The organism is Pseudomonas sp. NCCP-436 (assembly GCF_019656335.1).
GTDB lineage: Bacteria > Pseudomonadota > Gammaproteobacteria > Pseudomonadales > Pseudomonadaceae > Aquipseudomonas.
Genome location: NZ_BPLZ01000002.1, coordinates 193521 through 217943, shown reverse-complemented (window position 1 = coordinate 217943; position 24423 = coordinate 193521). Strand labels below are relative to the sequence as shown.

At 61.9% G+C, this 24423-nt stretch carries 22 protein-coding genes; 7 read left to right on the top strand and 15 right to left on the bottom strand.

Annotation, left to right across the window (positions count from 1 at the left end):
• Positions 1-9: 9 nt before the first annotated feature.
• From NCCP436_RS03110 to NCCP436_RS03085, 6 genes are all read right to left on the bottom strand, one after another.
• Positions 10-558: a rhomboid family intramembrane serine protease gene (locus NCCP436_RS03110; protein ID WP_220802328.1), complete on the bottom strand. Its 549-nt coding sequence runs from the start codon at positions 556-558 to the stop codon at positions 10-12.
• Entirely contained in the window at positions 555-5792 is a 5238-nt protein-coding gene (locus NCCP436_RS03105; RefSeq protein ID WP_220802327.1) for a DNA repair ATPase, read from the bottom strand. Before NCCP436_RS03105 ends, NCCP436_RS03110 begins: the two co-directional genes overlap by 4 nt.
• A gap of 226 nt (positions 5793-6018) precedes the next feature.
• Positions 6019-8061, bottom strand: coding sequence for a flotillin family protein (locus NCCP436_RS03100; RefSeq protein WP_220802326.1), 2043 nt, complete (start codon positions 8059-8061; stop codon positions 6019-6021).
• A 91-nt stretch (positions 8062-8152) separates the two neighbouring features.
• On the bottom strand, positions 8153-8794 hold the full coding sequence (locus NCCP436_RS03095) for an OB-fold-containig protein (RefSeq protein ID WP_220802325.1): 642 nt from the start codon (positions 8792-8794) through the stop codon (positions 8153-8155).
• 59 nt (positions 8795-8853) lie between these two features.
• Positions 8854-9549 (bottom strand): PspA/IM30 family protein, encoded by a 696-nt coding sequence (locus NCCP436_RS03090; protein WP_220802324.1) that lies wholly within the window; start codon positions 9547-9549, stop codon positions 8854-8856.
• A gap of 14 nt (positions 9550-9563) precedes the next feature.
• Entirely contained in the window at positions 9564-10184 is a 621-nt protein-coding gene (locus tag NCCP436_RS03085; protein WP_220802323.1) for a YjfI family protein, read from the bottom strand.
• Positions 10185-10496: 312 nt separating this feature from the next.
• Here NCCP436_RS03085 and NCCP436_RS03080 point away from each other — a divergent pair, with 312 nt between their 5' ends.
• From NCCP436_RS03080 to NCCP436_RS03070, 3 genes are all read left to right on the top strand, one after another.
• Positions 10497-11696 (top strand): CaiB/BaiF CoA-transferase family protein, encoded by a 1200-nt coding sequence (locus tag NCCP436_RS03080; RefSeq protein WP_220802322.1) that lies wholly within the window; start codon positions 10497-10499, stop codon positions 11694-11696.
• Positions 11697-11785: 89 nt separating this feature from the next.
• Positions 11786-12256 carry a hypothetical protein gene (locus NCCP436_RS03075; RefSeq protein WP_220802321.1) on the top strand — a complete coding sequence of 157 codons (471 nt, stop codon included), beginning with the start codon at positions 11786-11788 and terminating at the stop codon, positions 12254-12256.
• Positions 12240-13832, top strand: coding sequence for a GMC oxidoreductase (locus tag NCCP436_RS03070; RefSeq protein WP_220802320.1), 1593 nt, complete (start codon positions 12240-12242; stop codon positions 13830-13832). The genes NCCP436_RS03075 and NCCP436_RS03070 overlap by 17 nt, the downstream gene beginning before the upstream one ends.
• A gap of 25 nt (positions 13833-13857) precedes the next feature.
• On the opposite strand, the gene thrC is transcribed toward NCCP436_RS03070, so the two are convergent.
• The 3 genes from thrC to dsbC form a co-directional block, all read right to left on the bottom strand.
• Positions 13858-15267 (bottom strand): threonine synthase, encoded by a 1410-nt coding sequence (gene thrC, locus NCCP436_RS03065; RefSeq protein ID WP_220802319.1) that lies wholly within the window; start codon positions 15265-15267, stop codon positions 13858-13860.
• 60 nt (positions 15268-15327) lie between these two features.
• On the bottom strand, positions 15328-16632 hold the full coding sequence (locus NCCP436_RS03060) for a homoserine dehydrogenase (protein WP_220802318.1): 1305 nt from the start codon (positions 16630-16632) through the stop codon (positions 15328-15330).
• A gap of 100 nt (positions 16633-16732) precedes the next feature.
• A complete protein-coding gene (gene dsbC / locus NCCP436_RS03055) occupies positions 16733-17461 on the bottom strand; it encodes a bifunctional protein-disulfide isomerase/oxidoreductase DsbC (RefSeq protein ID WP_220802317.1) in 729 nt (242 codons plus the stop codon).
• A 182-nt stretch (positions 17462-17643) separates the two neighbouring features.
• Between dsbC and NCCP436_RS03050 the strand changes: the two genes are divergently transcribed.
• From NCCP436_RS03050 to NCCP436_RS03040, 3 genes are all read left to right on the top strand, one after another.
• Positions 17644-18096: a MarR family winged helix-turn-helix transcriptional regulator gene (locus NCCP436_RS03050; RefSeq protein WP_220802316.1), complete on the top strand. Its 453-nt coding sequence runs from the start codon at positions 17644-17646 to the stop codon at positions 18094-18096.
• Positions 18097-18306: 210 nt separating this feature from the next.
• A complete protein-coding gene (locus tag NCCP436_RS03045) occupies positions 18307-18732 on the top strand; it encodes an organic hydroperoxide resistance protein (RefSeq protein ID WP_220802315.1) in 426 nt (141 codons plus the stop codon).
• A gap of 48 nt (positions 18733-18780) precedes the next feature.
• Positions 18781-19029 (top strand): DUF2790 domain-containing protein, encoded by a 249-nt coding sequence (locus NCCP436_RS03040; protein WP_220802314.1) that lies wholly within the window; start codon positions 18781-18783, stop codon positions 19027-19029.
• 385 nt (positions 19030-19414) lie between these two features.
• On the opposite strand, the gene xerD is transcribed toward NCCP436_RS03040, so the two are convergent.
• Entirely contained in the window at positions 19415-20311 is an 897-nt protein-coding gene (gene xerD / locus NCCP436_RS03035; protein WP_220802313.1) for a site-specific tyrosine recombinase XerD, read from the bottom strand.
• 129 nt (positions 20312-20440) lie between these two features.
• Between xerD and NCCP436_RS03030 the strand changes: the two genes are divergently transcribed.
• Positions 20441-20698, top strand: coding sequence for a hypothetical protein (locus NCCP436_RS03030; protein WP_220802312.1), 258 nt, complete (start codon positions 20441-20443; stop codon positions 20696-20698).
• A 169-nt stretch (positions 20699-20867) separates the two neighbouring features.
• On the opposite strand, the gene rplS is transcribed toward NCCP436_RS03030, so the two are convergent.
• The 5 genes from rplS to ffh all read right to left on the bottom strand — a co-directional run bounded on the left by rplS (position 20868) and on the right by ffh (position 24324).
• Complete coding sequence (gene rplS, locus NCCP436_RS03025; protein ID WP_220802311.1) at positions 20868-21218, bottom strand: 50S ribosomal protein L19; 351 nt, start codon at positions 21216-21218, stop codon at positions 20868-20870.
• Positions 21219-21260: 42 nt separating this feature from the next.
• The gene (trmD, locus tag NCCP436_RS03020) at positions 21261-22004 is read right to left on the bottom strand and encodes a tRNA (guanosine(37)-N1)-methyltransferase TrmD (RefSeq protein WP_220802310.1); all 744 of its coding nucleotides are present in this window, start codon (positions 22002-22004) and stop codon (positions 21261-21263) included.
• Positions 22005-22009: 5 nt separating this feature from the next.
• Positions 22010-22546: a ribosome maturation factor RimM gene (gene rimM / locus NCCP436_RS03015; protein ID WP_220802309.1), complete on the bottom strand. Its 537-nt coding sequence runs from the start codon at positions 22544-22546 to the stop codon at positions 22010-22012.
• Positions 22547-22554: 8 nt separating this feature from the next.
• A complete protein-coding gene (gene rpsP / locus NCCP436_RS03010; RefSeq protein WP_009867795.1) occupies positions 22555-22806 on the bottom strand; it encodes a 30S ribosomal protein S16 in 252 nt (83 codons plus the stop codon).
• A 141-nt stretch (positions 22807-22947) separates the two neighbouring features.
• The gene (gene ffh / locus NCCP436_RS03005; protein ID WP_220802308.1) at positions 22948-24324 is read right to left on the bottom strand and encodes a signal recognition particle protein; all 1377 of its coding nucleotides are present in this window, start codon (positions 24322-24324) and stop codon (positions 22948-22950) included.
• Positions 24325-24423 lie beyond the last annotated feature (99 nt).

Genomic DNA, 24423 nt, shown 5'->3' with positions numbered 1-24423 from the left:
TCCCTTTCGTCATTGATTGCGGTGGCGACTCAGCGCAGCGTATAGCACGCCGCTGAAGGCACCAGCCAGGTGGTACTCGAAGGAGACCCCGGCGCGTGGCAGCAGGCCGAAGAACCAGCCGCCATAAAGGAAGAAGACCAGCACCGCCAACAGCAGGTCGAGCAGGCTGCGCTCGAACCAGGCCCGGGCCAGTAAAAGTCCCCAGAAGCCGAACAGCCAGCCACTGGCACCGACATGCAGGCCGGTACGGCCGAACAGCCAGACCAGCACCCCGCTGCCGACGATGATGAAGGCGCTGGCGAGGAAAAAGTCCCGACGCGAGCGCAGCAGCACCAGACTGCCGAGTACCAGCAGACCACTGAGATTGCTGAGCAGATGCGCCCAGCTGCCGTGTAGCCAGGGCGCGAGAAGGATGCCGGGTAGCGCCTCGATATGGCGGGGCACCAGGCCCCAGAGATTCAAGGCGCCACTCCGGGCGCCATTGACCACCTGCACCAGCAGCATCGCGCCGCTGATCAGCAGCAGCGGACGCAACTCAACCAGCCAGCCTCGTCTCACGTCGCCTCGTCGTCCGCGGCAGCGCTGCGCTGCTCCTGGCCGAGCAACGTGCCGAGGTCACGCAGCTGGGTGGAGATTTCCAGCATGCGGTTGTGGGTGCGCAAATCGATGTCGATCTTCTTGTCCATCGCCTTGATCAGCGGCAGAAAGCTGTTCTCCAGGCTATCGGCCAGGCTTTCGAGCAATTTTTGCGTGCCGGGCTGCGGCGGAGCAACCAGCTCCACCTGCGGACGCAGCTTGCCGAGGTTATCCAGCCCCGCCAGCAACTGCTCCCAGGGAATGCTCGGTGCTTCGCTGACCGACTTGCCGGCGCCCAGGCCGCGCACGCTCTCGACCAGGTCATTGAGCTGCGCCACCACGCGGCCACCAATATCGCTGTCGCTGCCGCCCATGGCCTTGTTGCGCATGAAGTCGCGCTTGATCTGCGCCCAGCGCTCGGCCTGCTCGGACGTCTGGTTGCCGCGCAGCTCGGCGAGCTTGAGCAGGTTCTCCTCGGCGCCGGTGGTGAGCAGCTGCGACTCGCCCTGATAGTGGTCGGCGATCAGCTGCAGCAGCTCGGCATCGTTCATCACCGAGCTGATCTTCTCGGCCATCTTGTTCATATTGCGGTAGCTGCCCTGCAGCTTGAACGGCGGCTCGGTGCGGTAGCTGTCGGCCTGCGCGGCGCTGGCGATGTACTGCTGGTTGACCTTGAGCACCACGTCGCGCACCTGCATCAGACGCTGCAGGGTCGAGGTGATCTCGTTGATCTCGGCGGCGCTGTAGGTGTGGCTCAGCTCGCCCACCGAGAACGGCTTGCCCTCGGCCTTGGCGACGAAGCGGTAGACGTCGGCCATGTCGCGGGTGGCCAATGGCGCCAGCACCGGGTTGGAGGTCAGGGCGTTCTCGATGTAGCTCAGCGCGAAGGCTTCCTGCATGCCGCCGAGGGTGTCGCCGAGGTTGTAGATGTCGGCGCGGTTGGCGAGCATGTCGGGAATCTTGAACACGTCGCCGGACTCGGTGTACGGGTTGCCGCTCATCACCACGCAGAACTTCTTGCCGCGCATGTCGTAGGTCTTGGTCCTGCCCTTCCACACGCCTTCGATGCGCCGCGTGCCGTCGCACAGCGAGATGAATTTCTGCAGAAACTCGGGGTGGGTGTGCTGGATGTCGTCGACGTAGAGCATCACGTTGTTGCCCATCTCCAGAGCCAGGTTGAGCTTCTCCAGCTCCTGGCGCGAGGTGGCGTCCGGCGCCTGCGCCGGATCGATGGAACGCACCTCGTGACCGAGCGCCGGGCCGTTGACCTTCATGAAGATCAGGCCCAGGCGGTGTGCCACGTACTCCATCAGCGTGGTCTTGCCGTAGCCGGGCGGTGAGATGAGCATCAGCAGGCCCATCAGGTCGGTACGCTTGTTCTCGCCGGCGGTGCCCATCTGCTTGGCCAGGTTGTCGCCGATGAAACCCAGGTACACGTCATTGATCAGCTTGTTGCGCACGAAGGACGACAGCGGCCGTGGCTTGAATTCGCTCAGGCGCAGCGCATCGCGCTCGCGGTTGATCACCTCCTGGCGCAGCGCCTGGTAGCGCTGCAGTTGCGGCACGAAGTGATCCAGGTGCTGCTGCAGGCGGGCGAAGTAGTCGTCGATGGCCAGCAGCAGCGCGCCATCCTGCACACGCGGATGATCGCCGAGCAGGCCGCTGACAGTGAAACGCAGGTCGACCTCGGTGAAACGCCGCGGGAATTCGTCATCCAGCAGGCTGACGGCGATGGCTTCGGGCACATAGTCGGCCAGCTCGGCCATGCTGGCATCCTGCGCACACAGGCCGTCGAACCAGGTCTGCGCCAGCGACCAGCGCTGCACCGGGCGGCCACGCAGGTTGTCCAGCGCGGCGCGGTAGTCGTCCCAGACATGGCTGGCCTGCATGCGCTGCTGCAGGCTGTCGAGCAGTTGCCGGGCGTACCTGCTGAAGCTGAACTCGATGGGCTTGGCCGCCAGTTCCTCGACCAGATAAGCCGCAGCCGCCTGGCGCTGCGCAGCGTCTACCGGCAGCGGGTACTGGGCGAGGAAGCGCTGCATGGCTGCATCGATCTCTTCGCGCAGGCGCTGCACGCCGTCCTCGCTGCCGAACAACTGGCGCAGGTGCAGGCTGCTGCGTGCGCGCTCCGGCCACAGCTCGGCCTCGATATCCTGTCCCCAGCGGTTCCAGAACAGCGCGGCAAAGCCCCGCGCGGCCGGCGCGTAACGCAGCAGCCCGGCGCTTTCGCGCAGCGGCAGCAACCGGGCGAGGATCAGCGCCGCATCATGATCGTGGATGCCCTTCTCGTAGGCATCCTTGTAGCGCGGCGCGGCGAAGTCGCGGATCAGCCGGGTCAGGGTTTCCGGCTGCGCCAGGTGGGTCTTGAGCAGATCCAGGCTCAGTCCTTCACGGTCGGCCAAGGCGGCGTCGAGCACCAGGCCGACGAGGTATTCGGCGCGGTACAGCGAAGGCGATTCTGACTCCAGCGACACCTGCCAGTAGTCGCGCAGACCATCCAGCCTCTCGTCGCGCAGCGGTTCGAGGAAATCGGTGCCGGTCAGGTGCAGATAGAGCTGATCACCGCGCGGCATCAGGGTCAGGTCGAGTTCCTGGGTGTTGACGCTGAAGCGGTGGCGCGGACCGAGCCTGATGACGTTGCCGCCCTCCTCGAACAGCTCGCTCTTGTCGCGCAGGGCGCGCACGGCCTGGTCGCGGGCGGCCTTCAGACGCGCTTCGACATCATCGGCCTTGACGCTGTCCTTGAGCTCGCGCAGGCGCTCGGCCATCTCGCGCAGCTTGAGGATCAGCGGGTCGGCGGCGAAGAAGGCGTTGAGCTCTTCCATCTGGGTCAGACGCGCGGTGCGTCGGCTCAGGCTGTCGAGGATGCGCCGGGCGGCATCGAGCACGCCTTGGGCGCGGCGCTGGCGGTCGTCGAGCAGGCTCTGCTTGTGCGACTCGAAGGTTTCCAGCAGTTCCTCGCGCTTGCCGAGAATGTCGCTGAGGAACTGCTCGTGATCACCGAACTGGCTTTCCAGCTCTTCGAGCTGCACCAGCAGGCGCGACAGCTGCTCGTCGCACTTCTCCGGATCCTGGGCCAGCGCCAGGGCGTTGGTGATGCCCTGACCGAATAGCTTGAACTGGGCGCCGAACTGCGCCACGGTCTCGGCCGAGCCTAGCCCCTTGCGCCGCTGCTCGGCACGCGCCTTGGCCTGGTTGAGGTGGGCGTAGACCTCGGAAATCGACTCGACGATGGCGGTGCGCCGGGTGGCGTCGTCGATCTTGAGCCCGGCCATCAGGCTGGAGAGCATGTCCAGGTTGCCGGCCATGGCCTGCATCTCGGCCAGCGGCTCGTTGAGCTGGGTGACGCTCTCGGCCTTCTGCGCCAGGCTGTCCAGCTCGCCCAGGCGCTGCACGTAGGGTTGCAGCGCGGCGTCGCTGGCGAGGAAGGCGGAAGTGGCCGTGGCCACGCGCTCCTGCGCTTCCAGCAACTCGGTTTCCATGGCGTCGATACGCGCCACGTCGATGTAGCGGTGGTCGCGGATGGTCAGCAACTGGCCGCGTTGGGCATTGATGGCGTTGAGTGCCTCGACAAAATGCTGCACCTCGTCCCAGCTGTCGACCAGCAGGCCGGAGAGCAGGCTCTTGTGCCGTGTCTCGGCCTCGGCCATGGCGCGGGCAGACTGCTGGCGGATGCTCTCGACCTTCTCGAATTCGTCTAGTACCAGCTCGCCAGTAGCGGCGATCTCGCGCAGCAGCGGCGCCAGCTCGGCGCACTGGGCATCGCCCAGCCAGTGATAGACGTCGAACAGGCGACGGGTGTTCTGGCACAACTGGGTGTAGCGCGCCACCGACACTTCGCGGCTGTCGATCTCACGGCTGAGGTTAAGCAGGTCGGACACACCACGCACCAGCTCGGCGTTGCCGATGCGCCCGAAGAAGCCGCTGCGCGCCGGCTGGCGTGCGGCGTAGTCATCGCTCTCGAACGGCGTCTGCCAGATCTGCATCGGGTGGATGCGGGTCGGCTCGCTGCCCTCGGCGGAAAAGATCACCATGCGCCCGTCTTCCAGGCGCGCATAGCCGTGGCCGAAGATGGGGTTGTGCAGCTGGCGGTTGATCATGTTGTAGGTGAACAACGCCGAACGGCCTTCTTCCGGGTGGTAGAAGATGTACTGCACGTCCTCGCCGTTGGGTGAGCGCACCGAGCGCTTGAAGCGCATGCCGCCCATGGGCTGCTCGAAGGTCTTGTACTCGCCGCTCTGCAGGTAGTAGCCGCCGGGGAAGATGATGCCGTGGTCTTCCGGCAGCTGCACGCAGGCCAGGCCGATGGCATCGATGCGTTCGACCTGGCGGGTCAGGCTGTTGAACACCAGGTAGCGCCACTGCTCCTCGCGGTACGGCAGGATCTTCAACAGGATCAGGCTGCCCAGACGGGCATATTCGATCTGCGCGTCGTCCAGCGACTGGGTCTTGTCCACCACCGTTTCGCGGTAGATGCCCAAACCGTCCTGGGTGTTGTTCTCGACCTTGATGGTGAGGTCGCCACCGATGGTCTCGACGAACAGGGTATCGAGAATGTTCATGTGCGGATGGCGGCCGGCGACCACCATCTCGCGGGAAGTCTTCTGCCATTCGAAGTCGAACGGCGACGGCAGCGCGATATCGCGTTCGCCGCGGTTGTCGATGTAGCGAACGTCCTTGCCGTCCATGGAGATCGACCAGCGGAACACGCGGATATCGGTGATCCGCTCTCCGATCTGGAAACTCGCCAGCAGCTTGCCGTCGCGAATGGCTAGCTGCAGCAGGCGGGTGTTCTTGTAATAGGTGTACAGCTCGTTGAAGTCGGCGACGAAACTGGCCTGAGCCAGGAAACTGCCCTCCAGCGGCACCGGCTCGGCCTCGAAGCCTTCGACACCCTCGACCAGACGATAGAGGGAGAACACGTCGGCGACGTGGGTTTCCTTCTTCAGACCGATGAACACGTTGTAGCCGAATAGCAGGCTGTCGCCGACCTGGACGATATCGCGGGCGATGCAGTTGTTTTCGGTGCGGATGCGTACCCGGCCGATGGCTTCCATCTGACTGCTGCCGAACTCGGCCAGACGCTGGTCATTGAGTGCTTCGGTCAGTCCGCGCAGGCGCTGGCCCTGCTCCTGCAGGCGCCTGTGCAGCACCTCGTAGGCGCCGCCTTCGGCAACGGCACGGTCCAATACGTCCTGTGTTTGTGCGTCCGACATCGTGTTCTTCCTGGATTTGCAGCATCCGGATGGCCTGAGCCACCCCATCAGTCAAGCGCCGATCTTTTGCTCGACAATGGCAATCTTGGCGCGCAGTGCCTCGTCGACTTCCTCGGGGTGAAGCCGGGCGATGATGCTGCGTAGTCGGTGGGTGGACAACGCGCAGCTTGTCCACCGTTCGAGTCGCCAATGGTGGACAACAAGAGCCTTGTCCACCCTACATTTTTCAGCCCTGCTCCGGACCTGCGCTCGGCGCGACCGGCTGCGCTGCTGCGGCCTTGCCAGCCAGCAGGCGGGCGATCACGTCCTGCACCACTGGGCTCTTGCCGACCACACCTTCGATGGCCTTGCCCACCGACAGCGACTTGGCGAAGGAATTGAAGAAGTCGCCCTCGCCGCCGACGATCTCGATCTTCGCCTTGGCCATGGCCGCGGCCAGCACCTCGGCCTGATCCTTGGCGATTTCCTTGTTTGCGGCGATGGCAGCCATGGCTTCCTCGAAGCTCTTCTCCAGCTGCATGCGGAACTCCTCGTGGGCACGCGCCGCATCGCTGAGCGAATCCAGAGCACCGAACTTCTTGCCCAGACCTTCGGCTTCGGAGCTCAGACGCTCCAGCAGGATTGCCGCCTCGGCAGAGCCCTGCTCCTTGGTCGCCTTGGCCTTGGCCAGACCCAGTTGCTCTTCGCCACGTGCCTGGGCACTGAGTTTTTCCTCCATCACCCTGGCTTCGGCCAGGCCGTCTTTCTCCTTGGCGGCCGCCTGGGCTTCCAGCACACGCGCTTCCGCCAGACCTTTTTCCTGCTCGCCCTTGGCTTCGGCGATCAGACGCTCGGCCTCCACGCGGGCTTCGGCCAGGCCTTCCTTCTCTTTTGCCGCAGCAGTGACTTCACGCACCTTGGCGTCGGCCAGGCCGGGGGCCGCGCGCTCGGCTTCGATGCCTTCGGCGAGTTTCTTCTTGGCCTCGGCGCTCTTGGCCGCAGCCTCCAGCTCGGCCTGGGCCAGGGTATTGATCTCCACCGCCTTGTGCTTGGAGCGGGCTTCGTCGGCTTCGGCCTGCTTGACCTGACGCACCAGCTCCTGCTCCGCTTCAGCCTGGGCGTTGAGCACGGCGACCTGCTTGAGACGCTCGGCCTCGGAAACCTCGCGCACCTCCTTGATGCGCTCCTCTTCCTGCGCCACGGTCTTCTCCACCGCCACGCGCTCGCGGATCACTCCGGCGATATTCTTGCGCTCTTCTTCCAGCGCCTTTTCCTTTTCGATGCGCTGCAACTCCACTTCCCGCTCGCGGGCCACCATTTCCAGCTCCTTGGCACGGGTGACCTTCTCCATCTCGATGACCACCGCACGCTGGCGGTTCTGCTGGGCTACCTCGACCTCGCGCAAATGGTTCTCGGCACGAATATCCAGCTCCTGCTGAGTCTGGATACGCGCCTGTTCGGCCTTCAGACGCTCTTCCTCGCGCACCTTGAGGGTTTCGGCCTCTTCGCGGGCACGGATGGTCTCGATCTCACGCTTCTGCCGTGCTTCGGCGTCGGCCTGCTGGCGTTCCAGAGCCAGGGTGGCCTCGCGTGTCTCGACGTTTTTCTTCTTGATCGCCAGCTCTTCGTTGCGCTCCAGCTCGTTGGTGATGACGTTCTGCGCGGCGGTCAGCTCAGTGATCTTGCGGATACCTTCGGCATCAAGAATGTTGCTTGGATCCAACGACGTTTTAGCTGTCTGCTCCAGATAGTCGATGGCCACGTCCTCCAGCACATAGCCGTTGAGGTCATTGCCGATCACCTCGACGATGCGGTCACGGAACTCCTGGCGATTCTCGAACAGCTGGACGAAGTCGAACTGCTTGCCGACGGTCTTCAGCGCCTCGGAAAACTTGGCGTTGAACAGCTCGTTGACCGCACCACGGTCGGAAGCGCGCTCCACACCGATGGCCTTGGCCACCTTTAGCACGTCTTCCTGAGTTTCGTTGACCCGCAGGTAGAAGGCCACGGTGATGTCGGCCCGCAGATTGTCACGGCAGATCAGCCCGTCCTTGCCGCGACGATCCACCTCCAGGGTGATCAGGGATATCTTCATGAACTCCTTGAGGTGGATCACCGGATACACCAGCGCACCGGTGAAGTGCACCTTGGGGGTGGAACTCATGTCGTTGACGATCAGCGCCGTACCCTGCGGAACCTTGATGTAGAACGCCTTGAACAGGGCTATCAGGGCCATCACGAAAAGAACGACCAGCCCTGCCCCGACGATGAAGGGGATAAGGTTTTCCATTACAGCTCTACTCCTTTGCTTTTATGTACCGACAGGCACGACAGCCGCCCATCCTGCCGATGCTCCGTTGCCAGGGGACTGGCCGCAGCCGCTAGACGCCTCGGAACTCTTCTTCGCTGATTACCCGGTAGGCGTGCTCGGCTGCCAGGTACTCCAGCAGCACCACCCGGTCGCCGCGCCTAAAGCCCTGTGTCTCATCGCAACGCACGCGCAGAATCAGGCCTGCACCGCCATCCTCCAGTATTGCCTCGCCATGGCTGGCGCTAACCCTTCCGCTACGTACCACTGCCACCTGCCCCAGCACCGACTTGTTGCTGGTGGCTTCGGCCTTGAGGAACAGAGGACGCAACGGCCGGCAAACGGCAGCAGACAATGGCGCAGCCACGACGAAGGCACCACCAATGACCAGCAGCCCCAGCGGGTAGCGCAGTAAGCCCAAGGGCAGATGACGCAGCAGCCACAGCTCGACGAAATAACAGACGAACCAGCCGAAGAAGAACAGCAGGCTCAGCATCAGGGTGAGCGGAACGCCATCAAGCTTGAACTTGTACAGCAGACCGGCCAGCCCCTCGGTCTGGCCGCTGCCTTCCATCACCGACTCGGCCTCGATGTCGAGCAGGTCGATCTCCAGCAGACCGGCAGCCACCACCAGCCAGTAGATGACCGCCACGCACAGCAGGAAGCTGTAGATGACTGTAGGGAACGACAGTAAAGTCTGCAGGAAGAGTTCCATCTGATGCTTTTCCGTAGCGAATCAGGTAACGGGACGCAGGCGCCCCGTATTTACAAGGCTCAACCGCGGCCCTTGTCCTTAAGGCGCGCCAACACACTCTCGGCACTGGCATTACCGGCCTTGATCCCGGCCTCGCGCAGCTTGGCATCCAGCGAATCGTCCGGAGCACTGGTGGCGGCCAGCTCGGCCGAGGCCTCCATCTTCGCCACCCGCTCGGCCTGCTTCTGCTTGATCCGCTCCAGCGACTCGACCGCGGTCTGCAGCTTGGCCTGCGAACCACCGTAGCGCTGGGCCACGGCCATCTGCGCACGCTGCACGCTTTCGGTGGCCTTGACCGTATCCACCTGCTGCTTGAGGCGCTTGATATTGCCTTCGGCCTGGCTCACCGCCTGGCGCAGTTGCGCCACGCTGGCGGCAAAACCTTCGACCTGCTCACGCTCGCTGGCCTGTTCGATCTCCAGGTTGGCGATCTTCTCGGCCACTTCCCTGGCCAGCGATTCGTTGCCGCTTTCCAGCGCCTTGAGGGCGTACTGCTCATACTCGGCAATGCTCGCCGTACACTTGGCCAACCGGTCCACCGACAGCTTGTGCCTGGCCATGATCTCGGCCAGCGCCTCCTTGGACTTGCGCAGCTCGGCGTCGGCGTCGCGGATTTCCTGATCGAGGATACGCAGGGCCTGGCTGTCGACCATGGCTTCACCCACTTCATTGGCACCGCCGCGCAGTGCCGTCAGCAACTTGCTCCAGACATTCATCGCTTGTTCTCCTCTCAGGCGCCGGTCTTGAGGAAGCCTTCATAGGCTTCGGTGGCCTTGATCACGTTGTCGGCCAGCAGCTCGATCTCGAACACCACGTCGGCCAAGGTCGAGGACGAACTCAGCGCGCCGAACATGATGTAGCAGTCGCCACCGTCAGCCGTGCGCTCCAGACCGATGGACGACAGCGGAAACAGCTTGTGGGTCCGCAGCACCTCCTCGTTGAAGGTGGCCGCATCAATCACCTCACTGGCCGGCCACAGCAGGGCCTCGACCACGATCTGCTCGCCGGACACCGCAATGAACAACGGCAGCTCGCCGTACTCATGCATGGTCACATGCAGACTGGCGTCAGCGCCCTGCAGCAGTTCGATACCGGCCTGCCCACTCTGGAAAAGCTGCGTACCTGCCAGCGCCTCGTACAGCGCCTGGGCGGTCCAAACCTGCGGCATGCTCATACCCTCCTCCTTTTCCATCGTAGCCAGCGACACCTGTGGCTGGCGGAGTTTGCGCTCGAACGCGAGCAACAGCGGCGCGTGCTCGGGCAGGATCCAGACTTCCTTCTTCACCAGTCCCTGCTCACGCAGTCGCTGGCGATAAAGACGCTGGTAATAGGCTGATGTCCTGGTACTCATGCGCCTCAGCGTAAAACCTCACATGTGACATCGCAATACATCACATGTGAAGTGCGTCATGTCATTCGTCGGAAAAGACGCGAAGTCATCCCGCCATCACGCATGAGCTGCGTCCGGCAGGAAGAACGACAGGGAAAAGAGGAGAAAAGCCATCCATGAGCAAAATCCGGGAATGTCCTTTGGCCAGCAGATTAAACCGCAGCCAGGCAGCAAGTGCACTCAGAAATGCGTCAACCCATTCGCACTTGCAACGCCTGGCCGACACTCCGGAAAAGGAATAGGCTTGCCGCGCAGTCACTCACAGGAGCCCGCATGAACACATCCAGCAAACCCCTCGCCGGCCTCAAGGTCATCGAGCTAGGCAGCCTGATCGCCGGCCCCTTCGCCTCCCGCATCTGCGCCGAGTTCGGCGCCGAAGTCATCAAGGTGGAATCGCCCGACGGTGGCGATCCGCTGCGCAAGTGGCGCAAGATTTATGAAGGCACCTCGCTGTGGTGGTTCGTACAGGCACGCAACAAGCGCTCGATCACCCTCAACCTCAAGCATGAGGCTGGTCGCGAGGCTCTGCGCAGACTGTTGAGCAATGCCGATGTCCTGATCGAGAATTTCCGCCCCGGCGTACTGGAAAAACTCGGTTTCGACTGGCAGACCCTGCACGCACTCAACCCCAAACTGGTGATGGTGCGTCTTTCCGGGTTCGGCCAGAGTGGCCCGATGAAGGAACAGCCGGGCTTCGGCGCCGTCGGCGAGTCCATGGGCGGCCTGCGCTACATCACCGGCTTCGAGGATCGCCCACCGGTACGCACCGGCATCAGCATCGGTGACTCCATCGCCGCCCTCTGGGGCGTGATCGGCGCCCTGATGGCCCTGCGCCAGCGCGAAGTCAACGGCGGTAGCGGCCAGGTGGTGGACGTGGCACTTTACGAAGCCGTGTTCGCCATGATGGAGTCGATGGTGCCGGAGTTTGACGTGTTCGGCTTCATCCGCGAACGCAGTGGCAACATCATGCCCGGCATCACGCCATCCTCGATCCACACCACCGCCGACAACAAGCACATCCAGATTGGCGCCAACGGCGATGCCATTTTCAAGCGCTTCATGCTGGCCATCGGCCGCGACGACCTGGCAAACGATCCGGGCCTGGCCAGCAACGATGGTCGCGATGCACGGCGCGGCGAACTGTATGAGGTCATCGACCGCTGGGCCGCGAGCCTGCCTCTCAGCGAGGTGGAGCAGGTGCTGCGACAAGCCGAAGTGCCGGCCAGCCGCATCTACTCGGTAGAGGACATGTTCGGCGACCCACAATACCTGGCCCGCGAGATGTTCCTTGCCGCCAGGCTGCCGGACGGCAAACCGTTCCGCATGCCGGGCATCGTCCCCAAGCTCTCGGAGACGCCCGGCAGCGTCGAATGGATCGGCCCGGCATTGGGCCAGCACAATGACGAGGTGCTCGGCGAGCTTGGCTACAGTCCCGAACAGATCGCCGAACTGCGCAGCCATGGAGCCATTTGACAGGACGATCATGCCAAGGTGCTAGGCGGTGGCCGACGTACTGGGCATGCTGGACGCAAACCGGCCGAAGAGCAGGATCTCGCACCAGCATGCACCACGCCTCGCTTAGCAATGCTTCCCTGAAACAGCTGGGCCAACTGTTCCGGCAGCTGGCTCCGGCACCAGTATCGAGTCGCACAGGCTTCTACCAGGCGAGCTTTATCGGCCCGGCCTGGCTGCGTGTCTGTGCCGACCCCAGCGTGGCACTGTGCGGCCTGCCCGGATGGCAGGGTAAACGCTTCCTCGACCCGCTCACCGCCACCAACGTACTGCGCCGGCGCGGACAACTGATGGAGAAGTTCTCCATGCAGTGCAACAGGCGCCCGTCCCTGATCGACGGCAAGATCGGCGTAGATCTGAGCTACGGAGCCCACGGGCCTATTCCCTGGCGCTGGCTGCGCGATGAACTGCGTCAGTTCGACGACAACACCCTGCTGGGCATGACCATCATCGAACTGCCCCTGCTTAAGCGCCTGGCCTTTCCATTTCTGCTGAGACGCGCCGATGCCCCAGAACTTTGATTATGACGTGATCATCGTCGGCTCTGGCTTTGGCGGCAGCGTCAGTGCGCTGCGCCTGAGCGAAGCGGGATTCAGGGTGGCAGTACTGGAACAGGGTCGCGACTACCAAGCGCAAGATTTCACCCGCAGCGGCCAGTCCACCCGCCACCTGATCTGGGCGCCTGCCCTGAAACTCACCGGCCCGCTGGCGCAGGAGGTATTCCGTCATGTCGGCGTGGTGCGCGGCATCGGCGTCGGTGGCGGCAGCCTGGTCTACGCCGCCGTACTGCTCAAGCCAGGCACCACTTTCTATCAGGATCACGCCTGGGCACACCTGAGCCCGGACTGGCAGGCGGAACTGGCCCCCCACTATGAACGGGCACAACAGATGCTGGGGCTTAGCGAGAACCCATATCGCAGCCTCCAGGATCACTGGCTGGAACAGACCGCTGCACGCCTAGGCGTGGCCGACAGCTACACCAGCGTGCCGCAGGGCATCTATTTCGGCAACCCGGCGCTACCACCGCACGATCCCTTCTTCAACGGCCAAGGCCCCCTGCGCAGCGGCTGCACGCGCTGCGGCCAGTGCATCACCGGCTGCCCTCATGGCGCCAAGAACAGCCTGCCGACCAACTACCTGTTCCTGGCCAGGCAGGCCGGCGCCCAAGTGCTTGCAGAAACCCGGGTCAGCCATATCGAACCCTGGACAGGCGGTTACCGTCTGCATCGCCGGCATCCATGGCAGAGGCAGCAACAGGCGCCATTGAGCGCCCGCCTGGTCATTCTCAGCGCAGGTGTGATCGGTACTCTGGAGATCCTTTTCAACTCCCGCGAACGCTTCCGCACCCTGCCCGACATCTCCCGCGCTCTGGGCGAACATGTGCGCACCAACAGCGAAGCTGTCGTCAGCATTCTCAGCAGGGATGCGCACATCGACCTGACTGACGGCACGACCATCTCCAGCCATTTTCATGCGGATTCGCACACTCACATCACGCAGAACCGCTTTCCCGCCAGCTACGCCTTTATGCGCTTCTACATGGGCCCGCTGGTAGATGGCAGCCGCCCACTAGGTCGCGCCCTGCGCGTAATCGGTCAGATGCTGCGCCATCCACTGGACAGCAGCCGAGCGTGGCGCACAGGTGACTGGCACAAGCGCGTATCGGTACTGACGGTGATGCAGCAGGCCGACAATCAGTTGCGCCTTACCTACGCGCGCAAGTGGCTACGCGGCGGCCGATACGGCCTGCAGTCGGCAGTCAGCTTCGGCCAGCGCACGCCTTCCTATCTGCCACAGGCCAACGCCGCCGCCCGCGCCTTTGCCGAGGTCAGCAACGGAATTGCCATGAACGTACTGCCGGAAAGCCTGGGCAATCTGTCGGTCACGGCACACCCACTGGGTGGCGCGGTAATGGCCGCCACGCCGGACAAGGGCGTAATCGATACCGACCACCAGGTATTCGGCCACCCCGGACTGTACGTGGTCGATGCCAGTGCGATCCCGGCCAACGTCGGAGTCAACCCCAGTCTGACCATCACCGCTCTGGCCGAGCGCTTCGCCGAACGTTTTCTGGCGCAAACAAAAAAGCCGACCTGAGGCCGGCTTTTTGTGACGCACCGTGTTACAGCGGCTTGCCACGATTACCGTGGGCGGCAACGAACTGCTGTACGGCCTGCAGGTCGTTGGCCAGCACGGTACAACGCTCTTCGCGCTGGAACAGGTCGGCCAGATGCGCCGGAAGCGCTGGCACGGCATCGATTCCAGCCCTCTCCACCGCCTCCGGGAATTTGACCGGATGCGCAGTCCCCAGCACCACCATGGGAGTGGCCAGACTGCGACGGCATTCGCGGGCAGCACGCACACCGATGGCGGTGTGCGGATCGAGCAGCTCACCACACTCCTTGTACACCTCGGCAATGGTTTCGCAGGTCTGCTCGTCGCTGACCGCCAGCGAATCGAACAGTTTGCGCGCCTCGGTCCAGCGATCCTGTTCGACGCTGAAGCCACCACCCTGCTTGAAGCTGTCCATCAGGCTGGCAATCGCCGCACCGTTGCGGCCGTGCAGGTCGAACAGCAGGCGCTCGAAGTTCGACGAGACCATGATATCCATCGACGGCGACAGGGTCGGGTGCAGGGTTTCCTTGACGTACTGATTGCCGCTCATAAAGCGGTGCAGGATGTCGTTGCGGTTGGTCGCGACGATCAGCTGGCTCACCGGCAGGCCCATGTTACGCGCCAGGTAGCCGGCGAAGATGTCACCGAAGTTGCCGGTGGGCACCGAGAAGGCCACCGAGCGGGCCGGCGCGCCGAGCTGGATGGCGGCGTGGAAGTAGTAGACGATCTGGGCCATGATCCGCGCCCAGTTGATCGAGTTGACCGCCACCAGACGGGTACCCTTGAGGAAGCCCTGATCAGCGAAGCTGGCCTTGACCATCTCCTGGCAGTCATCGAAGTTGCCCTCGATGGCGATGTTGTGGATGTTGTCGCCGAGAATGGTGGTCATCTGCCGGCGCTGCACCTCGGACACGCGGTTGTGCGGGTGCATGATGAAGATGTCGACGTTCTCGCAGGCCTTACAGCCTTCGATGGCCGCCGAGCCGGTATCACCGGAGGTGGCACCCATGATCACCACGCGCTCGTTGCGCTTGGCCAGCACGTAGTCGAGCAGACGGCCGAGCAACTGCAGGGCAAAGTCTTTAAAGGCCAGGGTCGGACCATGGAACAGTTCCAGCACCCACTCATTACCGTTGAGCTGACGCAGCGGCGCCACGGCGTTGTGAGCGAACTCGCCGTAGGTGTCCTCGAGGATCTTCTTGAAGTCGGCGTCGGGAATGCTGCCTTCAACAAACGGACGCATTACGCGGAAGGCCAGTTCGTGATAGGGCAGACCGGCCCAGGAAGCAATTTCTTCAACGGTGAAACGCGGCAGGTTTTCCGGCACGTAGAGGCCGCCATCACTGGCCAGGCCGGCAAGCAGCACGTCTTCGAAATTCAGGGCCGGCGCCTGGCCGCGGGTACTGATATAGCGCATTGGGGTCAAACCTTCGTTCTGCTGCGACCGCAGGCAAGGGCCTGCGGCCGGACACGGGGATTAGTTGAGCTGCTCGACACGCAGACGGATCACCGGTGAGGTGACGCCATCCAGCGCTTCCATGGCGGCGATGGCTTCGATGATACGCGCCTCGACCACGCGATGGGTGACCAGAATCATCGGTACCAGACCGTCCTGCTCCTCGGCCTCCTTCTGCATGATCGATTCGATGTTGATACCGCGCTCGGAGAGGATGCTCGCCACCTGCGCCAGAACCCCCGGGTGATCCTTGGCCTGGATGCGCAGGTAGTAGGCGCTCTCGCACTGCTCGATCGGCAGAATCGGATGATCGCTCAGAGCATCCGGCTGGAAGGCTAGGTGCGGTACACGGTTGGTCGGATCAGTGGTCAGGGCACGCACCACATCCACCAGATCGGCGACCACCGCCGAAGCGGTCGGCTCCATACCGGCACCGGCGCCGTAGTACAAGGTGCTGCCTACCGCATCGCCATTGACCATCACGGCATTCATCACACCGTTGACGTTGGCGATCAGGCGATCAGCCGGGATCAGCGTCGGGTGTACGCGCAGCTCGATACCAGCCTCTGTACGACGGGCCACGCCCAGATGCTTGATGCGATAACCCAGCGCCTCGGCATAGTTCACGTCGGCCGTGGTCAGCCTGGTGATGCCTTCGGTGTAGGCCTTGTCGAACTGCAACGGGATACCGAAGGCAATGGACGCCAGGATGGTCAGCTTGTGGGCGGCGTCGATGCCTTCCACGTCGAAGGTCGGGTCGGCCTCGGCGTAGCCCAGCGCCTGGGCCTCCTTGAGCACGTCCTCGAAGGCCCGACCCTTCTCGCGCATCTCGGTGAGGATGAAGTTACCGGTGCCGTTGATGATGCCGGCCAGCCAGTTGATGCGGTTGGCGGCCAGGCCCTCGCGGATCGCCTTGATCACCGGGATACCGCCGGCCACCGCGGCCTCGAAGGCGACGATCACGCCCTTCTCGCGGGCCCGGGCAAAGATCTCGTTGCCGTGCACAGCGATCAGCGCCTTGTTGGCGGTGACCACGTGCTTGCCGTTGTCGATGGCCTTGAGCACCAGCTCCTTGGCCAGGGTGTAGCCGCCGATCAGCTCGATGACGATCTCGATGTCAGGGTTGCAGGCTACCTCGAACACGTCGTTGGTGGTTGGAATCCCGGTAATGTCGCACTGCGGATTGGCCGAGCGCATGGCAATCTGGGCAACGGTAATTCCGCGCCCGGCACGGCGGGCAATCTCCTCGGCGTTACGTTGCAGAACGTTAAAGGTACCGCCACCAACGGTACCCAGCCCACAGATGCCCACTTTGACCGGCTTCACACTCAGATTCCCCATCAGCACTGCATAAAACGGCCGGGGCAAGCCCGGCCGCGGAAAGAGCCGCACATTACGAAGCGGCCATGTGTTAGTCAATCCACTCTCAGTCGTTCGACTCCAACGCGATCTTCGCCAACTGCGGTGCCGGCTGGTAGCCCGGGATCATCTTGCCATTGGCCAGCACGATGGCCGGAGTACCGTTGACCCCGATCATCTGGCCCAGCTCGTACTGTTTGGCCACTGGATTGTCGCAGGTCGCCTCGGCTACATCCTGGCGGCTCTTGGCACGGTTCATGGCCTCTTGCTGATCCTTGGCGCACCAGACACTGACCAGTTCCTTGGCCGCCGGACTGTTCAACCCCTGACGCGGAAACGCCAGATAGCGCACCTCAACCCCAAGCCGATTGAGTTCCGGCACCTCGCTGTGCAGCTTCTGGCAGTAGCCGCAGTCAGTGTCGGTAAACACGGTGATATGGGTCTTCGGTGCCTTGGGGGCGAAAACCACCATCTCACTGGCCGGAATAGCATTGATCCGCTTGGCCACGGCACGGTTCTCGTCAAGCTCAGTCAGATTGACCGCCTTGCCGTCGCGCACCTGGTACAGGTACCCCTGAAGCAGGAACTGACCATCGGCACTAGTGTAAAACTGCCGACCTCCCTGCAACTGCACTTGGTAGACACCGGGCATCGCACTTTCGGCAACGGTCTCAATTGGCAGATTGGCATCCAGAGATTTAAGGCTCTGGCGAATGGCTTCGTCGGGATTGGCGGCGAAAGCGAAGCTGCTACCCAGCAGGAGTGCCAGCGCAGCGGAAAGACGGGTCAGGGACATGAACACTCCTGTCGAATGACGGACTCGCTAAGTCGACAAAGACTATCACATACAGGTTCCCGAACAGCGGATCGGGTAACAGATAGCGCTATTAGCGAACCGGGATAACACCGACTGCCCATGGTGCAAAAATCATTGGCGCGCTAACTTGTCCCTGACTCCGACTGCAACAGGCATACGCCATGACACCCCCGCTCCAACCCTGTGACGAACTGCTGCTGGACAACCAGCTGTGCTTTGCCCTTTATTCCACCTCACTGCTGATGACCAAAACCTACAAGCCATTACTGCAGGCTCTGGGTCTGACCTATCCGCAGTACCTGGCAATGCTGGTGCTATGGGAAAACGAAGGCATCACGGTCAGCGAAATCAGCGCACGCATGCTGACGGATCCCGGCTCGCTGACTCCCCTGCTCAAGCGCCTGGAAAGTGAAGGACTGCTGCAGCGGCGCCGCAGCACCGAAGACGAACGTATCGTCCGGCTCTACCTCACCGACAAGGGGCGTGCCCTGCATGAGCAGGCGAAGTCCCTGCCAGCCTGCATCCTAAAGGCCACGGGACTGGACCTGCAGAACCTGGCCGAACTTCGCGACAACCTGATGGAGCTGCGTCGCAATCTGCAGAGCACACTCTGACTGACGACGTGTCCTGCCATCCCGTCAGTGGTTGAAGCTGCAGGCCTCATCGGCCTGCATATTCAAAATCCGTAAAACCATATAGCAAAATACTCTAAGAATTTATCTTGCGCACTAAATATTTGCGCAATACATTTCCTGCAGATTTACTTTGCGAACAAAATTTTTGCAGGCAAATCAAATTTCAGAATTCATAGATGGAGTATCACCATGACTATCGAAAACGTTCTCTACCGCGCCACTGCTGAAGCCTTTGGCGGCCGTGAAGGCCGCGCCGTCTCCTCTGACGGCATTCTCGACGTAGTCCTGACCACCCCCAAAGAACTGGGTGGTGCTGGTGGCAACGGAACCAACCCTGAACAGCTGTTTGCCGCCGGTTACTCCGCCTGTTTCCTGGGGGCGATGAAATTCGTCGCAGCCCGCGACAAGCTGAAGATCCCTGCCGACACCTTCGTCGAGGGCACAGTGGGTATCGGCCCCATCCCCACCGGCTTCACCATCCAAGTGGAACTACGCATCAGCCTGCCAGGCCTCGATCACGAAGCCGCACATACCCTGGTAGAACGCGCCCATATCGTCTGCCCGTACTCCAACGCCACCCGCGGCAACATCGACGTCACCCTGACCATCGTATGAATCACTGCAGCGCACCCACTCGGGTGCGCTGCCAGAAGGAGAACTCTTATGAAAATACGCGCTCTGCTTGCCACCGTAATCGCCCTTCTCACCCTTGGCAGCGGCTTGGCCCAGGCCAAAGGTACCGACTATAGCTACGGCCAAAAGCTGGACATCGCCCAGCTGATTGCCATTCAGGTGCCGGATACCGACCACTGCGAGATAGTCCGCGCGAAGATGATCTACCGCGACAGCGCCGGACATCTGCAAACCCTGAACTTTCGGCAACTGGCCGATGCTTGCAGTCGTCAGAACTGAATCAGCCGAGCCAAGCTCTGCCGGGAAAGCGCCTGCGCTCGGTAAGACTTAGTTAAAAACTGGTTCGCAATGCTCACCTACAGCTCATAAATGCCTGACGCGTGCCCGGTGTCTTCCTCACCCGTTTTTTACTTCTGCGAATCCGGGATCGACGGCTTTTCGTACAGGGCCCAAGTCACTTCAACCTTCCACGACCTGCCAGCGCTGACGATCAGCGACAGCATTCCACCGCCAGCTTCGGCGTGAAACGCGGCCACCGGGTTTTCTCGACACTTCCCCCAAAGAAACACAACGCCCTGGGTCTGGCTGACACTGCGTCCAGGAGTAAACAGTCGTAAAACCTAACCCCACTACCGCTTCCGGGCGCGAAGCCGGGTACTTATTGTCAGCCGCGCGGATGGTGCTGCGCGTGCAGCTCCTGCAGACGGGCACGGGCGATATGGGTGTAGATCTGCGTGGTTGACAGATCACTATGACCAAGCAGCATCTGCACCACGCGCAAATCCGCACCATGGTTGAGCAGATGTGTAGCGAAGGCATGTCGCAGCGTGTGTGGCGACAGCGGTTTGTCGATGCCGGCCACCCTAGCCTGATGCTTGATACGGTGCCAGAAGGTCTGCCGGGTCATCTGTTCGCCACGCTGACTGGGAAACAGCACATCGCTGGGACGCCCGCCAAGCAGCAGCGGCCGGGCCTCGCGCTGGAAACGTTCTAGCCAGACGATGGCCTCCTCACCCAGCGGCACCAGCCGCTCCTTGCTGCCCTTGCCGAATACTCGCAGCACTCCCTGACGCAGATTGACCTGCTCCAGGGTCAGCGACACCAACTCGGTCACCCGCAGCCCGCAGGCATAGAGAACCTCAAGCATGGCACGGTCGCGCAGACCGATGGGGTCATCGGTATCCGGTGCCAGTAGTAATGCCTCGACATCCGCCTCGGAAAGCGACTTGGGCAACGGCCGGCCGATCTGCGGCAACTCGACCTGCAGCGTAGGATCTTCGTCGATCAGATTCTCGCGCAGCAGGAAACGATAGAAACCGCGCACACCAGATAGGAAACGTGCCGTGGAGCGGGCCTGGTAACCTTGCTCCAGACGCCAGGCGAGATGATCAAGAATCGCTTCACGGCCGATCTGCTCAAGCCTCAGACTGCGATCTTCGAGCCAGACATTAAAGTGCTCCAGATCACTGCGATAGGCCGCACGAGTATGAGCCGACAGGCCCTTTTCAAGCCATAGAACCTCGAGAAACTGCTCGATCAACGGGTGATTCAGGGTAGTCATGCAGACTCGTCAGGAAAGAGAGGAAATCCAGTGTTCCACAGGCCGTCACCGACCTCCAGCCGGCACTAATATCTGCTGAAAGCGACACCGACACGACTACGGAAAGTTTGACGGCAACGGGGCCGGCCGATGCCGATCGACGACGACAACGAAATCATATACGCCACTGATGGCACGCTCTCTAACCTCCCGATACAGCTCCTCGACAAATATCTCCACCTTGAACCTGATATTCCGCCCGACCATCTCAACGATGAAAGCTGCGAGGAAGGCATGCCTGAAGTCGATGCGATCACTAAACACCTTCACCAGCGGCAGGTGGCAAAAGCGCGTAGCGGCGATGAAGGACAACTACCCCAAGCCGTGTCATCGAGCAGGACGCCGTGATGCTTGATCGGACGAGAACACTGCCCCGGGTCACTCGTGCTTGCCGACTGCAGCATATGATGCGCGATTCTCCACTCTCCGGTGTGCATGTCTTGCTACTCACATTTACACGGCGCAGAAATGAAAAAAGCAGCCCGAAGACTGCTTTTTTCTGCAAAAACGTCCAGAATCAGGACAGTTTTTCCTTGATGCGCGCGGCTTTGCCGGACAGGTCGCGCAGGTAGTACAGCTTGGCCTTGCGCACATCACCGCGACGCTTGACGCTGATGCTGTCGACCAGCGGCGAGTAGGTCTGGAAGGTACGCTCTACACCAACACCGCTGGAAATCTTACGCACGGTGAAAGCGCTGTTCAGGCCGCGGTTGCGCTTGGCGATAACCACGCCCTCGAAGGCCTGCAGACGCTGACGGTCGCCTTCTTTCACTTTCACCTGAACAACCACGGTGTCACCCGGGGCGAACGGCGGGATTTCCTTGTTCATCTGCTCGGCTTCGAGCATCTGGATAATCTTGTTGGTCATGCTGCGCTCCTAAGACAAGCCTCCCGGCCTGCCATCGATACGTTAACTATCGTCCCGCTGGCGGATGTATTCCTCCAGCAGCTTCTTCTCTTCTCCAGAAAGCGAGCGGCTATCCAGAAGATCAGCGCGGCGTTCCCAAGTCCGTCCAAGGGACTGCTGTAAACGCCAGCGCCGGATGTGTTCATGGTTGCCACTAAGCAACACCTCAGGAACACGCTTGTCCGCATACACCTCCGGTCGGGTGTAGTGCGGGCAGTCGAGCAGGCCATCCGTAAAGGAGTCCTCCTCGGCCGAATCGGCATGACCCAATGCACCAGGCAAAAGGCGCGTTACCGCGTCGATCAGCACCATGGCCGGCAGCTCACCGCCGGACAGGACGTAGTCGCCAATCGACCATTCCTCGTCGACATGCGCTTCGATGAAGCGCTCGTCGATACCCTCGTAACGACCAGCGATCAGGATCAGTGACTGCTCCTGAACCAACTGGCGAACCGCAGCCTGCTTCAGCTGCCGGCCCTGAGGCGACAGGTAGATGACCTTCGCCCCCACCCCGGCGGCCTGCCTGGCATCGGCCAGTGCGTCCTCAAGGGGCTTGATCTTCATCACCATCCCGGGGCCGCCACCAAAGGGGCGATCATCCACGGTGTGGTGTCGATCAGTTGTATAGTCCCGCGGATTCCAGCAGTGCAGACTAAGCAGCCCCTGCCTCACCGCACGACTGGTGATGCCGTACTCACTGATGGCGGCAAACATCTCCGGAAACAGCGTGATGACTTCTACGCGCATGGCCCTTAGAAGTCCGCATCCCAGTCCACCCGCATCTCGCCGGCAACCAGATTCACCTCAAGTACGCACTGCTCTGTGTAGGGCAGCAGGCGCTCGCGGTCATCCAGACTGCCCGCGCAGGGCTTGACCACCATCACATCGTTGGCACCGGTCTCGAAGAGATGGTCAACCACGCCAAGCAGCTGACCTGCCTGATCGGTGACCTTCAACCCCTGCAACTGGTACCAGTAGAACTCGCCATCCTGAAGCTCCGGCAGCTCGCTGCGCGACACGCAGATTTCAAAACCCGCATAAGTGCGCGCGACCTCGCGATCATCCAGCCCTTTCAGCTTGGCAACCAGAACCCTGCCCTGAAGACGGCCTCTGGCCAATTCCACCTGTTTCACCTCGCCTTCGCGCCGAAGCGTCCAGCGAGGATAATCGAGCACGTTATCGATGGGATCGGTAAAGGAATAGACCTTGACCTCGCCCCGGACGCCGTGCACCGAAACAATCTTGCCGAGAACCAGAAGATCCTCGGCGACGGCCGGCGTCGTACTCATGGATGCTCTCAGGCTGCAGCCTTGGCAGCTTCCTTGAGCAGCTGAGCAACGCGCTCAGACGGCTGGGCACCCTGGCTCAGCCAGTAAGCTGCACGCTCTTGATTCACGGACAGCTTCACTTCAGCACCCGAGGCGATCGGATTGAAGAAGCCGATACGCTCTACGAAGCGACCATCGCGCGCATTGCGGCTGTTGGTCACGGTCAGGTGGTAGAAGGGGCGCTTTTTGGAGCCGCCGCGAGCGAGACGAATAGTTACCATGTGAACATCGTTCCTGTAGTCGGTGCTAACTTGAGGCACACATCAAAAATGGGCCTAGGCCCGAAAGGCCGCATATTTTAAGGATAATGCAGCGGTTTGCAAATCTCTTTTTCCGGCAGACCATCAACCGGGGCGCACACCTCAGAATTTCGGCATTCCGCCGCCCGGGAACATGCCACCCATCCCGCGCATCATCTTGGCCATGCCACCCTTGGCGGTGAATTTCTTCATCATCTTCTGCATCTGCTTGTGCTGCTTGATCAGCCGGCCGATGTCCTGCACCTGTGTGCCGGAGCCCATGGCGATGCGACGCTTGCGCGAGCCACTGATGATGTCCGGGTCACGCCGTTCGGCCGGGGTCATGGAGTTGATGATCGCCTCCATCTGCTTGAACTGCTTCTCCGCCACCCCCTGAGCCGCGCCCATCTGCGACAGATTGATGCCACCGATGGACGGCAGCTTGTCCATCAGACCGCCTAGGCCGCCCATATTTTTCATCTGCTGCAGTTGATCGCGGAAATCTTCCAGGTCGAAGCCCTTGCCCTTCTTCAGCTTTTTGGTGAGCTTCTCGGCTTTTTCGCGGTCAAGGGTCTGCTCGGCCTGCTCGATCAGGCTGAGCACATCACCCATGCCGAGAATGCGTGAGGCGATGCGATCAGGATGGAAGGGCTCAAGCGCATCGCTCTTCTCGCCCATGCCGATAAACTTGATGGGTTTGCCGGTAATGTGGCGCACGGACAAAGCAGCGCCACCACGGGCATCACCGTCAACCTTGGTCAGCACCACACCGGTCAGCGGCAAGGCATCGGCAAAGGCCTTGGCGGTGTTGGCAGCGTCCTGGCCGGTCATGGCATCGACCACGAACAGGGTTTCCACCGGCTTGACTGCGGCATGCAGTGCCTGGATTTCGGCCATCATCTCGGCATCGACCGCCAGACGACCGGCAGTATCGAGGATGACGACATCGATAAACTTGAGCTTGGCTTCGCGGATTGCCGCATTGGCAATGTCGACCGGTTTCTGGCTGGCATCGGAGGGGAAGAAGGTCACCCCCAGATCGCCCGCCAGGGTTTCCAGCTGCTTGATCGCCGCAGGTCGGTAGACGTCGGCCGACACCAGCAGCACCGACTTCTTCTTGCGCTCCTTGAGGAACTTGGCCAGTTTGCCTGCGGTGGTAGTCTTACCCGCCCCCTGCAGACCAGCCATCAGCACCACAGCTGGCGGAGCCGCATTGAGCGCCAGATCCTCGTTGGCCGCCCCCATCAGCTCTTCGAGCTCGGCGCGCACGATCTTCACAAAGGCCTGCCCCGGAGTCAGGCTCTTCGACACTTCGGTGCCGACCGCACGCTCCTTGACCCGGGCCACGAAGTCCTTGACCACCGGCAGGGCCACATCGGCCTCCAGCAGAGCCATGCGCACTTCACGCAGAGTGTCCTTGATGTTGTCTTCGCTGAGCTTGGCCTTGCCCGTAACGTGACGCAGTGTTTGGGAAAGACGATCGGTAAGATTTTCGAACATGCGCGTTCCTTTGAAGAGCGCCCAGAGCGGGCCAGGCATGCAACAGGCTGGCGATTATAGCGAAGTCGATGCGCTGCCGACACCGTCAGCGGTCTTTCG

What these genes read in the sequence shown, in the direction of transcription:
- ffh (WP_220802308.1), bottom strand. Translation starts at nt 24,324, where the DNA reads ATGTTCGAAAATCTTACCGATCGTCTTTCCCAAACACTGCGTCACGTT.
- NCCP436_RS03095 (WP_220802325.1), bottom strand. Translation starts at nt 8,794, where the DNA reads ATGGAACTCTTCCTGCAGACTTTACTGTCGTTCCCTACAGTCATCTAC.
- rpsP (WP_009867795.1), bottom strand. Translation starts at nt 22,806, where the DNA reads ATGGTAACTATTCGTCTCGCTCGCGGCGGCTCCAAAAAGCGCCCCTTC.
- NCCP436_RS03105 (WP_220802327.1), bottom strand. Translation starts at nt 5,792, where the DNA reads ATGTCGGACGCACAAACACAGGACGTATTGGACCGTGCCGTTGCCGAA.
- NCCP436_RS03070 (WP_220802320.1), top strand. Translation starts at nt 12,240, where the DNA reads ATGCCCCAGAACTTTGATTATGACGTGATCATCGTCGGCTCTGGCTTT.
- NCCP436_RS03050 (WP_220802316.1), top strand. Translation starts at nt 17,644, where the DNA reads ATGACACCCCCGCTCCAACCCTGTGACGAACTGCTGCTGGACAACCAG.
- NCCP436_RS03075 (WP_220802321.1), top strand. Translation starts at nt 11,786, where the DNA reads ATGCACCACGCCTCGCTTAGCAATGCTTCCCTGAAACAGCTGGGCCAA.
- NCCP436_RS03080 (WP_220802322.1), top strand. Translation starts at nt 10,497, where the DNA reads ATGAACACATCCAGCAAACCCCTCGCCGGCCTCAAGGTCATCGAGCTA.
- xerD (WP_220802313.1), bottom strand. Translation starts at nt 20,311, where the DNA reads ATGACTACCCTGAATCACCCGTTGATCGAGCAGTTTCTCGAGGTTCTA.
- dsbC (WP_220802317.1), bottom strand. Translation starts at nt 17,461, where the DNA reads ATGTCCCTGACCCGTCTTTCCGCTGCGCTGGCACTCCTGCTGGGTAGC.
- NCCP436_RS03090 (WP_220802324.1), bottom strand. Translation starts at nt 9,549, where the DNA reads ATGAATGTCTGGAGCAAGTTGCTGACGGCACTGCGCGGCGGTGCCAAT.
- NCCP436_RS03085 (WP_220802323.1), bottom strand. Translation starts at nt 10,184, where the DNA reads ATGAGTACCAGGACATCAGCCTATTACCAGCGTCTTTATCGCCAGCGA.
- rplS (WP_220802311.1), bottom strand. Translation starts at nt 21,218, where the DNA reads ATGACCAACAAGATTATCCAGATGCTCGAAGCCGAGCAGATGAACAAG.
- NCCP436_RS03045 (WP_220802315.1), top strand. Translation starts at nt 18,307, where the DNA reads ATGACTATCGAAAACGTTCTCTACCGCGCCACTGCTGAAGCCTTTGGC.
- NCCP436_RS03100 (WP_220802326.1), bottom strand. Translation starts at nt 8,061, where the DNA reads ATGGAAAACCTTATCCCCTTCATCGTCGGGGCAGGGCTGGTCGTTCTT.
- NCCP436_RS03030 (WP_220802312.1), top strand. Translation starts at nt 20,441, where the DNA reads ATGCCGATCGACGACGACAACGAAATCATATACGCCACTGATGGCACG.
- NCCP436_RS03040 (WP_220802314.1), top strand. Translation starts at nt 18,781, where the DNA reads ATGAAAATACGCGCTCTGCTTGCCACCGTAATCGCCCTTCTCACCCTT.
- trmD (WP_220802310.1), bottom strand. Translation starts at nt 22,004, where the DNA reads ATGCGCGTAGAAGTCATCACGCTGTTTCCGGAGATGTTTGCCGCCATC.
- rimM (WP_220802309.1), bottom strand. Translation starts at nt 22,546, where the DNA reads ATGAGTACGACGCCGGCCGTCGCCGAGGATCTTCTGGTTCTCGGCAAG.
- thrC (WP_220802319.1), bottom strand. Translation starts at nt 15,267, where the DNA reads ATGCGCTATATCAGTACCCGCGGCCAGGCGCCGGCCCTGAATTTCGAA.